General features: G+C 41.9%; 17 protein-coding genes, 1 tRNA gene and 1 other RNA gene. 4 read left to right on the forward strand and 15 right to left on the reverse strand.

Annotated features, from left to right (window positions below):
- Positions 1-7 precede the first annotated feature (7 nt).
- The 6 genes from M1F65_RS04165 to M1F65_RS04190 all read right to left on the reverse strand — a co-directional run bounded on the left by M1F65_RS04165 (position 8) and on the right by M1F65_RS04190 (position 4,431).
- The gene (locus M1F65_RS04165) at positions 8-967 is read right to left on the reverse strand and encodes a hypothetical protein (RefSeq protein ID WP_000721422.1); all 960 of its coding nucleotides are present in this window, start codon (positions 965-967) and stop codon (positions 8-10) included.
- 79 nt (positions 968-1,046) lie between these two features.
- A tRNA-Ser gene (locus M1F65_RS04170) sits at positions 1,047-1,134 on the reverse strand.
- Positions 1,135-1,217: 83 nt separating this feature from the next.
- Positions 1,218-1,565, reverse strand: a transfer-messenger RNA (tmRNA) gene (ssrA, locus tag M1F65_RS04175).
- Positions 1,566-1,623: 58 nt separating this feature from the next.
- Complete coding sequence (locus M1F65_RS04180) at positions 1,624-2,259, reverse strand: SGNH/GDSL hydrolase family protein (protein ID WP_049520745.1); 636 nt, start codon at positions 2,257-2,259, stop codon at positions 1,624-1,626.
- A gap of 1 nt (position 2,260) precedes the next feature.
- Entirely contained in the window at positions 2,261-3,088 is an 828-nt protein-coding gene (locus M1F65_RS04185; RefSeq protein ID WP_247925526.1) for a Cof-type HAD-IIB family hydrolase, read from the reverse strand.
- A 23-nt stretch (positions 3,089-3,111) separates the two neighbouring features.
- Positions 3,112-4,431: a CapA family protein gene (locus M1F65_RS04190; RefSeq protein ID WP_216733779.1), complete on the reverse strand. Its 1,320-nt coding sequence runs from the start codon at positions 4,429-4,431 to the stop codon at positions 3,112-3,114.
- Positions 4,432-4,586: 155 nt separating this feature from the next.
- Here M1F65_RS04190 and def point away from each other — a divergent pair, with 155 nt between their 5' ends.
- Positions 4,587-5,198, forward strand: coding sequence for a peptide deformylase (gene def, locus M1F65_RS04195; RefSeq protein WP_001272959.1), 612 nt, complete (start codon positions 4,587-4,589; stop codon positions 5,196-5,198).
- A gap of 44 nt (positions 5,199-5,242) precedes the next feature.
- Positions 5,243-5,971, forward strand: coding sequence for a 23S rRNA (guanosine(2251)-2'-O)-methyltransferase RlmB (gene rlmB / locus M1F65_RS04200; RefSeq protein ID WP_000855737.1), 729 nt, complete (start codon positions 5,243-5,245; stop codon positions 5,969-5,971).
- 235 nt (positions 5,972-6,206) lie between these two features.
- Here rlmB and trxB read toward each other — a convergent pair whose 3' ends face one another.
- From trxB to M1F65_RS04235, 7 genes are all read right to left on the reverse strand, one after another.
- Entirely contained in the window at positions 6,207-7,118 is a 912-nt protein-coding gene (gene trxB, locus M1F65_RS04205; protein ID WP_247925527.1) for a thioredoxin-disulfide reductase, read from the reverse strand.
- Positions 7,119-7,183: 65 nt separating this feature from the next.
- Positions 7,184-7,408 (reverse strand): DUF4059 family protein, encoded by a 225-nt coding sequence (locus M1F65_RS04210; RefSeq protein ID WP_000926604.1) that lies wholly within the window; start codon positions 7,406-7,408, stop codon positions 7,184-7,186.
- A gap of 78 nt (positions 7,409-7,486) precedes the next feature.
- Complete coding sequence (locus tag M1F65_RS04215) at positions 7,487-8,230, reverse strand: amino acid ABC transporter ATP-binding protein (protein ID WP_247925528.1); 744 nt, start codon at positions 8,228-8,230, stop codon at positions 7,487-7,489.
- Positions 8,230-9,030: an amino acid ABC transporter permease gene (locus M1F65_RS04220; RefSeq protein WP_247925529.1), complete on the reverse strand. Its 801-nt coding sequence runs from the start codon at positions 9,028-9,030 to the stop codon at positions 8,230-8,232. Before M1F65_RS04220 ends, M1F65_RS04215 begins: the two co-directional genes overlap by 1 nt.
- A 156-nt stretch (positions 9,031-9,186) precedes the next feature.
- The gene (locus M1F65_RS04225; RefSeq protein ID WP_247925530.1) at positions 9,187-9,543 is read right to left on the reverse strand and encodes an arsenate reductase family protein; all 357 of its coding nucleotides are present in this window, start codon (positions 9,541-9,543) and stop codon (positions 9,187-9,189) included.
- Between the two features lie 12 nt (positions 9,544-9,555).
- Positions 9,556-10,071 (reverse strand): methylated-DNA--[protein]-cysteine S-methyltransferase, encoded by a 516-nt coding sequence (locus M1F65_RS04230; protein ID WP_247925531.1) that lies wholly within the window; start codon positions 10,069-10,071, stop codon positions 9,556-9,558.
- Positions 10,068-10,562 (reverse strand): GNAT family N-acetyltransferase, encoded by a 495-nt coding sequence (locus tag M1F65_RS04235; RefSeq protein ID WP_247925532.1) that lies wholly within the window; start codon positions 10,560-10,562, stop codon positions 10,068-10,070. Before M1F65_RS04235 ends, M1F65_RS04230 begins: the two co-directional genes overlap by 4 nt.
- A gap of 134 nt (positions 10,563-10,696) precedes the next feature.
- Here M1F65_RS04235 and M1F65_RS04240 point away from each other — a divergent pair, with 134 nt between their 5' ends.
- The gene (locus M1F65_RS04240) at positions 10,697-11,143 is read left to right on the forward strand and encodes a DUF1836 domain-containing protein (RefSeq protein ID WP_125414702.1); all 447 of its coding nucleotides are present in this window, start codon (positions 10,697-10,699) and stop codon (positions 11,141-11,143) included.
- Positions 11,140-11,787 carry a PAQR family membrane homeostasis protein TrhA gene (gene trhA, locus M1F65_RS04245; RefSeq protein WP_247925533.1) on the forward strand — a complete coding sequence of 216 codons (648 nt, stop codon included), beginning with the start codon at positions 11,140-11,142 and terminating at the stop codon, positions 11,785-11,787. The genes M1F65_RS04240 and trhA overlap by 4 nt, the downstream gene beginning before the upstream one ends.
- A 19-nt stretch (positions 11,788-11,806) precedes the next feature.
- Here the strand turns inward: trhA and pdxT are convergent, their stop codons facing one another.
- A complete protein-coding gene (pdxT, locus tag M1F65_RS04250) occupies positions 11,807-12,388 on the reverse strand; it encodes a pyridoxal 5'-phosphate synthase glutaminase subunit PdxT (RefSeq protein ID WP_247925534.1) in 582 nt (193 codons plus the stop codon).
- Positions 12,389-13,264, reverse strand: a complete 876-nt coding sequence (pdxS, locus tag M1F65_RS04255) for a pyridoxal 5'-phosphate synthase lyase subunit PdxS (protein WP_247925535.1) — start codon at positions 13,262-13,264, stop codon at positions 12,389-12,391.
- Positions 13,265-13,357 lie beyond the last annotated feature (93 nt).

Here is a 13,357-nt window from a genome sequence, read left to right on the forward strand (position 1 = left end):
CTTGTGATTAGATATTGCTTTTATCTTTTTTATCTGAAGATTTGTCTGTTGATTTATCAGTGGATTTGTTTGAAGATTTATCAGAAGACTTGTCTGTTGATTTATCATTAGACTTAGTTGAGTTTTTACGGACAATTTTATCATAACCTTCTGTATCATCAAGCAACTCTGTCGCCAAAGTACGGTAATCTTCTTGAGAAATCAGCCAGTTTCCATCCTTATCCTTTGTTAATTTGATTTCAGTATCAAAATCACCAGTAGTGAAAGGTGTATGAGCTAAGTTAGGGTCAACGTCACTGTAGGTTGAGAAATCTTTCTTAAATAGATGCTCAAAAATCCAGTAAGAAACCAATGTTTGGTAACGCTTGATGTCAACGTTTGAACCAGCTTGATTGTATTTACCTAGGTTATCAACACCTCCAATAAGAGTAGTGAGAACTTCCCTTGTAGATGAAGCCAATCCTTTAGAGTGTAACTTCTTAGAGTTGAAAGTAACAGTCGCTGTATTTCCTGATTCATCAACCTTCACGTCTTTAACAGTGTAAGAACCGATATCTTGATATAATCTACGTCTCATCTTCAAGAAACCTGAAATGGTTTCTTCTGGAGTTTCTACAGGGAAATCTTTGTGCCATTGTACTGAATAGGTAGATGCAGGTGAAAGCCCTTCTTCTTTGATTTTTTCACTTGTTTGTACAGCAAATACTGCCTCAGTCCATTTTTCATAAGTGTCGCCATAAATCTTCTTAAATCGAGCAGAGTCGCTAGTAAGAACTGAGTCTAAGAGAATCTCAGCATCTTTTGTAACTTTTTCTTTAACTTCTGCAGCTTCATCTTTCTTCTCAACTTGTTCCGTATTCTCCTTGTTATCAGAAGAAGCTTCAGATGACTGATTAGAAAATACAGAACATGCACCCAAGACAACTGTTGAAAGTGCTAAGATACTTAGTAACTTGATCTTTTTCATGTTTCACCTCTTTATGAAAATTTACTCTTGGAGACTACCTCCAAGGATAGTTGTTTAGAAAAACACTGGGTTTATCTAACGGAGAATGGGGGATTCGAACCCCCGCGCCAGTTACCCGACCTAACGATTTAGCAAACCGTCCTCTTCAGCCTCTTGAGTAATTCTCCACTAACACACTAGAATAAATAGGATACAACGAAGGATACAACAAAGGATATAATTTGGAAAAAATCTACTGTATACCTGTTCATAATGGAGCCGGTGGGAGTCGAACCCACGTCCAAACACCTGCCAACATATTTGTCTACAACCATAGGTTATGTATTGTTTTAACAATCCCTAGACACATAACTCAAGCCTAGGAACTGCGAGTCTATTAATCTCTTATCAAACCACTAGACAAGGCTTGATCGTATCTCGCTAATCATAAGACCTGTCATTGAACACGAGCAATCCAAATCAGGTCACGCCTGCTGGTTTTTAGGCAGCTAGAGCGTAAGAAGTGTTATTTTTTGCAGTTATATTTAACTGAGCGTTTACGTCGCCACACGGGTTGCAAAATATGCCTCATAATGCCTGTCGAATCCGTAACGACCCCAGGATGTTAGAACTATTATAACCTATCTTCAAAAAAAATGCAAAATCAAGCCGTTTCTTTAGAAAAGAACCCCTTTTAAGGCTTCTGATAAGGCTTGATAACCGGCTACACTTAGATGGAGCCCATCTGTTGTATAGGCTGATTGAAGTTGCCCTTCTGAATCTGCCAAACTATCATAAATTGGTAGAAAATCTACTTGCATATAGGCGGAGACTAGAGCCTCATAGGCTTGATTCCATTCTCTGATCTTTTCATTGGTACGAATATATACTGTCTGCTTGTATTCTTCTCCCTCATTGACTGGCAGAATGGAAAGGAGCTTTATTTGTGACAGCGGATATTCTCGGGCAATCGATTGGATTACACGCTCAAGATTATCCAAAGCATCATTCATGGGAATATCTTTTCCAATATCATTTGTCCCAATTAAGAGAACAATTTGATCGACAGCATCACCATAAAGATGGGCATCCAAATTCTCTAATAACAATCTCGTCTGATAGCCTCGGATGCCACGATTAACAATCGTCTTGGCAGTTCCCAACAACTCTTGAAGAGGGTAATACTCCACTATCGAATCACCAATAAAGATGATATCTGGCTCTAGAACAGATACTTGATTCAATTCACGATACTTGGTTTGAATTTTTGTCTGCTCTTTTAGGAGCCAATTTTCTAATAACTGTACTGCCACCCTATCCCTCTTTCTCTAACCAATTCTCTAGAACTTGATAAACGCCCGCCTGGCTGTTAGCTGGTGCTAGAGCAGTCGCAACTGCCTTGACATTATCATCTGCATTTTCCATAGCATAGGCAATTCCAGCCAGCTCTAACATTTCGACATCATTTTCGCTATCACCAAAAGCCATGATCTGTTCCGATTGCAAATTCCAGCGCTTGAGTAATTCTTCCAATCCCCAGGCCTTGTGAATCCCAGCTTGGAGGATGTCAATGCACCCATAACCGCTAGAAACAGCTCTTACACGACCATCAAAGAGGTCATTGATTTCCTGCAAAACTGGATTAGAACGTTCCTCTCCAACGACCATGCTCATCTTTAGCACTCCACCAAAGAGGTCAGCTTGTAACTCTTCCACAAAATTGGTCCTTTGGTAAAGTTTTTCAATCATCTCTGGAGTCATAAATTTTTCCAGGTCTGTAAAAACCGTTCCTTCCTTGACAAAACTCCCGTTCATACTAGTGACGACGAACTGATCTCGACACTCCCTCCCTTTAAAATGAAGGAGAGCCTTGTCAACCATAGCATCATCCCAAGTCTGAGCCTGAAGTAATGTATCATACTCAAATATCCGCGCACCGTTGGCAACAACCAGGACTACTCGACTCGCCAAGTGTTCTAATAATTGCCTCATCCGATGGACTTCATTCCCTGTCGCAATGACAAAACGGATATCCCTTTGATCCAGCTGATCTAAAATCTTTTCCAAGCGGGGCAGATCTAGCTGACCTCTCTGGTCTAGCAAGGTTCCATCCATGTCTGTTGCAATTAATTTAATCGTCATCATATCTCCTTTAGGGCGAGTACCTACCACTTCAACCCTACATGTTCATTCATTTCTTTATAGACCGTGTCAATTCGTTCCTTGGTCGCCTCGTCCAACTTGTCACGGTGACTGCCTCCCTCGATGAAGTCCTCTAGGATATAGGTCTGATAGAGGAAGAGCGGATAACCTTCTGGAGAGTAAGTCCCTTTGGGTGTTCGATTGACCCAAGTAGGATGCGCTTTGGCCGTTTCAATCCTAGTCTTGCCATCTTTTTTCTTAATGGTCACATCCATGAGAACACCGCGCTCCGTCCACTTGGCATTTTCCTCATCTTGCATGGTTTCAATGCGCTGGTTTGAGAGGAAATTTCCCATGGAGTAGATGATCAGTTTTTTGTCACCATCTTTTTCAACTGTTTCAGCAGGTTCAACGACGTGAGGATGCCCTCCAAAGATAATATCAGCTCCCCAGTCAATCATCTTGTGGTACAGTGTTTTCTGTTCTTCCGTTGGTTCTAGCTGGTACTCAATTCCCATCTGAGGCATGATGACAGTAATATCCGCCTCCTTCTCAGCACGCTCGATTTCTGCCTTCATCTTATCTTCATTCAAATCAGAAAGATAGCGATTATAGTCCTCTTGAGAGATATACTGCTCAATGCCATTAAAACCGTAGGAATAGGCCAGGAGAGCTACCTTGATACCATTGACTTCCTTGATGACTATAGGGGCTTGGTCACGGGATTCATGTGTGTAGACTCCGATGGGTGTCATTCCTGCCTTTTCAATAGCTTGAGCTGTTGAAACCACTCCCTCAATTTGAGAATCCAAAATGTGATTATGAGCCAAGTCTAGAACTTGGTAGCCTGCATCCTTGATTGCATCCATGACTTCCCCTGGTGCATTAAAGAGAGGATAACCTGCCAAATAGTGGTCCTTGTTCACCGTTCCTTCAAAGTCACCAATTACTAAATCAGCTTGCTTGAGCCAAGGTTTTACATACTCAAAATTTTCATGGAAATCATAGGTTCCATCTTCTTTAAGAGCTGTTCGGTAGATGGGGATATGGTAGAGAAGGTCACCATTTGCCATGATACGTGCCGTCGTTTCACCAGACTGATTTTCCTTGGATTGACTGGAAGTACTTGCAGAATCAAGAGTTTGATTACTAGGACTCGTTCCCTTACTACCTTGTACTGCTCGAACTAATAAGTTTCCCCCCATGGATAAGGCAACTGCAAGCAATAACACAATAATAAACTGGGCATTGGTCCAGGATTTATAATTCTGAAAGAAATCCACACTAGTTCTCCACATCCCATAAAGAGAGCCCTGAGACCATCTATCTTGTCGCTTTTCCATCTTTATTCCCCCTTGCCTTTTGGTGCAAGTCTTTTCTTTTATTATACCACATACAAAAGAGGAATACAGTTTATTATATTATTTTTTAGCAACTTCTGCGGCTTTCTTTCTCGCCTATTTTGTGTTATCATGTAGAGGTAATGAAAGGAGAGAAAATGTCTGCTATAGAACGTATTACAAAAGCTGCTCATTTAATTGATATGAACGATATTATCCGTGAGGGAAACCCTACTCTTCGCGCAGTTGCTGAGGAGGTCACTTTCCCACTGTCTGACCAGGAAATCATCCTTGGCGAAAAGATGATGCAATTCCTCAAACATTCCCAAGATCCTGTTATGGCTGAAAAGATGGGGCTCCGCGGTGGAGTTGGATTGGCCGCTCCCCAGCTGGATATCTCAAAACGCATTATCGCCGTTTTGGTCCCAAATATTGTAGAAGAAGGTGAAACTCCTCAGGAAGCCTACGATTTGCAAGCTGTTATGTACAATCCAAAAATTGTCTCTCACTCTGTTCAGGACGCTGCTCTTGGCGAAGGAGAAGGTTGCCTTTCTGTTGACCGAAACGTTCCAGGCTATGTTGTCCGTCATGCCCGTGTCACTGTTGATTACTTTGACAAGGATGGCGAAAAACACCGAATCAAGCTCAAAGGTTACAACTCTATCGTTGTCCAACATGAAATTGATCATCTAAACGGAATCATGTTTTACGATCGTATCAATGAAAAAGATCCATTTGCTGTTAAAGATGGTTTACTGATTCTGGAATAAAGAAAATCCCGTTGCAAGACGGGGTTTTGTGTTATAATAGATGCATGAAAACAAATGATATTGTCTATGGCGTCCATGCCGTTACTGAAGCCCTCCTTGCAAACACTGGAAATAAACTTTACCTCCAAGAAGATCTTCGAGGTAAGAATGTTGAGAAAGTCAAGGAACTGGCTACAGAAAAGAAGGTATCCATTTCTTGGACTTCAAAAAAATCCCTCTCTGAGATGACTGAAGGCGCTGTCCACCAAGGTTTTGTTCTACGAGTGTCCGAATTTGCCTATAGCGATCTGGATCACATCCTTTCCAAAACACGACAAGAAGAAAATCCTTTGCTATTGATTCTGGACGGGTTAACTGACCCCCATAATTTAGGTTCTATCTTAAGGACTGCTGATGCGACCAATGTTTCAGGTGTCATTATTCCCAAGCACCGTGCTGTCGGAGTGACTCCTGTCGTTGCCAAAACGGCCACAGGTGCTATTGAGCATGTACCGATTGCCCGAGTGACCAACCTCAGTCAAACCCTAGACAAACTCAAGGCTGAAGGCTTCTGGACCTTTGGAACGGATATGAACGGTACCCCTTGCCACAAGTGGAATACAAAAGGGAAAATCGCCCTCATCATCGGAAATGAAGGAAAAGGCATCTCCAGCAACATCAAAAAACAGGTCGATGAAATGATTACTATTCCCATGAATGGGCATGTTCAAAGTCTCAATGCCAGTGTCGCTGCAGCCATTCTCATGTACGAAGTTTTCCGAAACCGACTATAAAAAAGTTTCCAATCACTTGATTGGAAACTTTTTTATGATTATACTCAATGAAAATCAAAAAGCAAACTAGGAAGCTAGCTGTAGACAGCTCAAAGCACTGCTTTGAGGTTGTAGATAAGACTGACGAAGTCAGCTCAAAACACTGTTTTGAGGTTGTGGATAGAACTGACGAAGTCAGTACCCATACCTACGGCAAGGCGACGTTGACTTGATTTGAAGAGATTTTCGAAGAGTATTAACTATGTTCGGTGATAAACTTGTAGGCTTCTTGACCTGCGATAGCCCCATCTCCAACTGCTGTTGTCACTTGGCGAAGATCTTTCTGGCGAACATCTCCAACCGCAAAGATACCTTCAACGGCAGTCTTCATGTGGTTATCTGTTACAATCCACCCCGCCTGGTCTTGGATATTCAAATCCTTAACAAAATCACTAACAGGGTCCAGTCCAACATAGATAAAGACACCTCCGAAGGCTTGCTCTGTCACTTGACCAGTTTTTACATTTTCAAATACAACTGACTCTACTCTGTTTTCACCCTTGATTTCCTTAACTACAGAGTCCCAAATAAAGTTGACTTTTTCATTTGCAAAGGCACGGTCTTGCAAAACCTTTTGAGCACGAAGTTCATCTCGACGGTGAACAATGGTAACAGTCTTGGCAAAGCGAGTTAAGAATAGAGCTTCTTCTACCGCTGAATCTCCACCACCAACTACGAGCAACTCTTGATCACGGAAGAAAGCTCCATCACAGACAGCACAATAGGAAACGCCTCGGCTATTTAGTTCTTCTTCTCCGGGAACTCCCAAGAGACGGTGTTTTGACCCAGTTGCCACGATGACAGTACGGGTTTCATAAACTTGGTCATCAGTGATGACCTTCTTATAGTCAGCATGATCTTCAATCTTTTCAACAAACCCATAAAGGTGCTCCACTCCAAGATTTTCAAGTGGTTCAAACATTTTTTCAGCCAATTCAGGTCCACTGATATTGGCATATCCAGGATAGTTTTCGATATCAGATGTGTTGTTCATTTGCCCACCTGGCAGACCACCTTCAATCAAAGCCACTTTCAAATTGCTTCGAGCGGCATATAAGGCAGCTGTCATTCCCGCAGGTCCAGCACCGATAATAATTGTATCATACATTTCGATTCCTTCTTTCTTGTTGTAACTATCTTTATTCTAACTGTTTGAAGTTTATTTAGCAAGCATTATGCTCTGAAAACTAAAATGAGACTCATGACGGCAAAGGATAATACTGGAATCACCAAAACCCCAATCATAATCATATCATAGAGATGGGCTTGACGGGCCTTGGCTGTCTTGTCCACACCAGACATAGCTCGCAATCCAATCCAAATCCCTAAAGAAATCACGACGAGAATGGTCGTTAAGATCAAACTCTCGAAATATAAAGAAAATAGTTGCAGCAGCATGATCTCTCTCGTTTCTATCTTTTTTAAAGAGTAAACTCAGCTAGTCCAACTAACTGAGTTTTCCTTTTTACTATTATATCAAATATAAGTCCGTTTGTAACTAGCGAAGAATTCTTTTGTCCGTTCTTCTTTCGGCTGATTGATGATTTCATCCGGTGTGCCTGACTCGATGATTTTCCCTTTATCTAGGAACAAAATCTTATCTGCCACTTGGGCTACAAAAGACATATCGTGACTAACCAAGATCATGGTTTGACCAGACTTAGCGGCATCTGCAATAGATTTTTCCACTTCTCCGACCAATTCTGGATCAAGAGCTGATGTTGGTTCGTCCAAGAGCAAGACGTCTGGTTTCATAGCGAGGGCACGCGCTAGGGCAACCCGTTGCTTTTGCCCACCTGACAAATGGCGAGGGTAATGTTGCTCCTTATCAGAAAGACCAACCTTAGCCAACTCTTCCTTGGCGATTTTGGTTGCTTCCTCATCTGATAATTTCTTAACAACAACCAAGCCTTCCTTGACATTGTCAAGGGCTGTTCGGCGTTCAAATAAGTTGAACTGTTGGAAAACCATGGACAACTTGCGACGAAGGGTCAAAATCTCCTCTTGGCTAATCTGAGAAAAATCAACTTTAAAATTGTCAATCTGGATGGATCCGCTATCTGGAGTTTCAAGGTAGTTCAAACTACGAAGAAAGGTTGATTTCCCAGCTCCAGATGAACCAATCAAGGCTACAACTTCTCCCTTTTGGATATCCAAGTCCAGATGATCCAAGACAGTCTGACCTGAAAAGGATTTGCTTAAATTCGAAATCTTAATCATTAACGTAGGTCTCCTTTCACATCTGTAGTTACTGTATCCGGCGCTGAAATTTGCATTTTCTTCTCGATAAAACGACCGAGGCTTTCGATTCCGATATTGACTACCCAGTAAACAAGGGCTACAGAGATGAATCGCTCAAAGTAACGATAATCGGCTCCACCCAAAATCTGAGCCTGGGCAAAAACTTCGACAACACCCGCACTAAAGGCTAGAGAAGTTCCCTTGGTCAAACCAATGAGGGAGTTGATCAAGGTTGGAGTAGCTACCACCGCTGCATTAGGAATAATCACACGACGATAAACTTGCGCACGGGTCATCCCCAGACTGCGTGCCGCTTCAATCTCACCAGGATTGACAGAAAGAATGGCTGCACGAATGGTTTCGCTGGCATAAGCTGCCTCATTAAAGGCAAAAGCTACAATAGCAAAGGTTGCTGCTGGAATCGCATTGATATTGAAGCTGGTTCCCCATTGTTGATTGAGGGCTTTCAGAGCAAGTGGAATTCCGTAGTAGGTCAACATGAGCTGAACCAAAATCGGTGTCCCTTTTAAAAAGCTGACAAAAAAAGCCTGCAAGGGATATAAAATCTTAACACGATTGATTTTAACAATGGCAAAAGCCAAGGCCAGAACCAAACCAAAAATCGCACCACTAAGCGTCAACATGATAGTTGTGGGAAGTTGTTGGACAATCCTTGGAATCCCATCAAAAACCGAACGCAAGCTAAAGAGCTTACCGTCTGGAATTAGCTGCATCAAACTTTGATACCAATCTGATGCTAAAAGTGTTGTAATAGTCATAAAAACATCCTCTCCTGATAATGATTCATTCTACCATACTTCTGCTCCCAAGCAAATTATTTGCTACGGGCTGCTCAGACTCTGTCTATCTTCTAGTTTATCACACTTTAAAACAGAGAGGCTATATATTTTACCTATCAAGGAGATAAATAAAAACTATCTCAAACCTAAGTCCTCATAGGTCTTTCTATAGCCGATTTGTTTAACAGCACCATTCTCCACCAAAATTGGACGTTTCAATAACATACCATCACTCGCTAGGAGTTTAGCTGCTTCTTGTGTTGACAAGCTTCCCACCTTATCTTTCAAGCCCAGTTCACGGTATTTGATCCCGCTAGTATTGAAAAATTGTTTCACTTCAAAACCGGAAGTTTCCAACCAGTTCAAAATCACGTCTTCACTTGGTGTTTCTTCTACGATGTGGACATCTTGGTATTCCAGTCCAAGTTTATCCAATTCATTTTTTGCTTTCTTACAAGTTGAACATTTTGGGTATTCGATAAATTCTAACATCTTCTTTTCTTTCTATTTTTTATTTTCTTGAAATGCTGCACCTTCATGTTGCAAGAGCCAGGCTTTCTTTTCGACTCCCGATGCATAGCCTGTCAAGCGATTGCCTGACCCCAGCACACGATGACAGGGAACGAGTATGGACCAAGGATTACGTCCCACTGCTCCGCCAATCGCTTGGGCAGAAGCCACTTGTAAGTCTTGAGCTATTTGTCCGTAAGTTACTGTTTGACCATAAGGAATGGCCTGTAAGTAAGCCCAGACCCGCTTTTCAAAATCTGTTCCAATGGGAGCCAGAGGTAAGGAAGACAAATCTTGAGCACATCCATCAAAGTAAGTATCTAAATAGGAAATAACTTGGTCTAGGACAGGATGTTTCTTAACTACTTCTATACTATCTCCAGCGATTCCCCTCTCAAAATGAGTTTGGTCCTGTACCCAAATTCCATACAGATATTGCTCGTCAGCAACTAAGGATAAGGTTCCAATTGGCGATGGGTGCAGCATCTTTGCGTACTTTTTCTGCTTCATTTTTTTAATTTCTGATAGGCCAAACGTTCCCCATCAACTGGAACCTTACCAACCTGTTGGAAGCCTAGCTTTTCAAAGATATGCTGCATAGCCTTGTTTTGTGCATGCGTATCTGAACGAAAATCTAGATAATCAAAACCTTCAATCAAGCCTTCTAGGAAAGTCTGAGCAACTCCTTGTCCTTGGACATCTGTTGCCACAGCGATACGGTGAAAGACCAGATATTCTGATTCTTCCCCATGCCAACTTCCTTCATAAATGGCTTCATAGGCTTCCTCTGGGCTCTTGGTCACAGCAGCATAGGCTAACAGTTCTCCCTCTTCCAAGGCCACATAGGCTTGACCAGAGATGATATCATCAATAATGATGTCGGCATTTGGATAGTCATTTTGCCACTGGTCACTACCAGACTTGGCTAAACACTTTTTGGCATCCTCCATCACCTGCATAATCGCATCTACTTCGTTTGGAAAAGCTAAACGAATCTCCATCTCTTCCCCTCATTTCTAACTAGTTTCTCTCATCATAGCATAATTTAAAGCTTTCTACAAGCAGTTGAAACTTGACTTTTGTTTTTTATTATTTTATAATCTAGTTATTGAAACTAGATAAAAAGGAGTTGGAAATGAATTCTATCTTTTCCTACCCAAAATGGGAAGACATTCCAAACATCGACCTCTATCTGGATCAGGTTTTGCTTTATGTCAATCAAGTCTGTGCCCCTATCTCTCCAGATAAAGAAAAGGGGCTAACAGCATCCATGGTCAATAACTATGTCAAACATGGTTACCTGACAAAGCCTGACAAGAAAAAATACCAACGCAAACAGATTGCCCGTTTGATTGCCATCACTACTCTCAAGTCTGTCTTTTCGATCCAAGAAATCGCCCAGACACTGAATACTCTACAAACTCAAGCGAGCTCAGACCAGCTTTACGACGCTTTTGTGGACTATATGAACCATGGGATTGATCCAGAAAATCCTATTATCCAAACCAGCTGTCAAACGGTTAAACTCTATCATCAAACTCTAGACTTAATCCTTATCAAAGAAGAGGAGGAAATCCAATGAACACCAGCCTAAAGCTCAGTAAAAAACTCAGTTTTGGAGAGGAAATTGCTAATAGCGTGACACATGCTGTAGGTGCCGTTATCATGCTCATCTTACTCCCCATTTCATCCACCTATAGTTATGAAGCACATGGACTTTTATCATCTTTTGGTGTTTCTATCTTTGTTATCAGTCTGTTTCTCATGTTCCTCTCGTCAACCATTTACCACTCTATGGCCTATGGTTCGACCCACAAATACGTCTTGCGAATCATCGACCATTCTATGATTTATGTGGCCATAGCAGGCTCTTATACGCCAGTCGTATTGACTTTGATGAATAACTGGTTTGGCTATCTGATCATTGCCATTCAGTGGGGAACGACCATCTTTGGCATCCTCTATAAAATCTTTGCTAAAAAGGTCAATGAAAAATTCAGCCTTGCCCTTTACCTGATTATGGGCTGGTTGGTTCTGGCAATCATTCCTGCCATTATCAGTCAAACAACGCCCATCTTTTGGAGTCTCATGGTAACTGGCGGACTCTGTTATACAGTTGGAGCTGGATTTTACGCTAAGAAAAAACCTTATTTCCACATGATATGGCATCTCTTTATCTTAGCTGCGTCTGCTCTCCAGTACATTGCTATTGTTTATTTCATGTAAAAAAGTTGAGAATCTTTTCTCAACTTTTTTCTTTACAGATATTGATAAAATACTGGTGCAAGCGAACATCATCTGTTAACTCAGGATGAAAAGAGGTCACCAGCATATTTTTTTCTTGAGCTGCAACGATTTGATTATCAACTGTTGCTAGGATTTCCACACCCTCTCCAAGACTACTGATAATTGGTCCGCGGATAAAGGTCATTGGAATCTTGCCAACTCCCTTACATTCTGCCTCTGTATAGAAGCTTCCTAGTTGGCGCCCATAAGCATTGCGCTCAACCACTATATCCATGGTTCCAAGATGACTTTCTTCCTGAGAAGTGATTTCCTTAGCCAGCAAAATCAAGCCCGCGCAAGTACCAAAAACTGGAAGTCCAGATAAAATAGCTTCTCGGATTGGAACCAGCATCTGCTGGTCACGCAAGAGTTTGCCCATGGTTGTAGATTCCCCACCAGGCAATATCAAACCGGACAAGTCACTCTGATGCTGTTGAAAATCATCTAAATTTCTGATTTCAACACTAACAACACCTAAGTTTCCTAACACTTTTGCATGTTCTTCAAAAGCACCTTGCAAGGCTAATATACCGATTTTCATCTATTTTCCTCGCTCAGCCATGAGAATTTGGATTTCATTCTCATTGATACCAACCATGGCTTCCCCAAGATCTTCAGAGATTTGAGCCAGAATTTGAGGATTTTGATAGTTGGTTACGGCTTTAACAATAGCACTTGCTCGTTTAACAGGATCTCCTGACTTGAAAATACCTGATCCAACAAAAACACCTTCTGCTCCCAGTTGCATCATCAAGGCCGCATCTGCTGGCGTTGCAACGCCTCCAGCTGCAAAGTTTACAACCGGCAATTTTCCATGTTCATGGACATACTGAACCAATTCAATAGGGACTTGCAAGTCCTTGGCGGTAACATAGAGCTCGTCTTCACGTAGGTTTTGAATGCGGCGAATTTCCTGATTCATCATACGCATATGGCGAACAGCTTGAACAATATCGCCTGTCCCTGGTTCTCCTTTGGTACGAATCATGGAAGCCCCTTCCGCGATACGACGCAAGGCTTCTCCCAAGTCCTTACCCCCACAGACAAAAGGAACTTGGAATTCTTTCTTATCCACATGGAAACGGTCGTCAGCTGGAGAAAGCACTTCACTCTCATCGATATAGTCGATCTCAATGGCCTCTAAAATCTGAGCTTCTACAAAATGTCCAATTCTAACCTTGGCCATCACTGGAATGCTCACCGCTTCTTGGATTTCCTTAATCATCTTTGGATCACTCATACGGGAAACCCCACCAACTGCGCGAATATCAGCCGGAATCCGCTCCAAGGCCATGACAGCTGCCGCACCAGCAGCTTCCGCAATCCGAGCCTGTTCAGGGTTCTGCACATCCATGATAACACCGCCCTTGAGCATCTGCGCCAAGTTTTTATTTAGTTCATAACGATTTTCAGTCATTTCTTAATCCTCATCATTTGTATTGGTAGCTACCATTTCATTTTAAGTCAGATTAAAATGAAGTACAAGATAGAAAAACAACAACTGTCTGGG

Source organism: Streptococcus oralis, assembly GCF_023109195.1.
In the GTDB taxonomy this organism is placed as follows: Bacteria; Bacillota; Bacilli; order Lactobacillales; family Streptococcaceae; genus Streptococcus; species Streptococcus oralis_BV.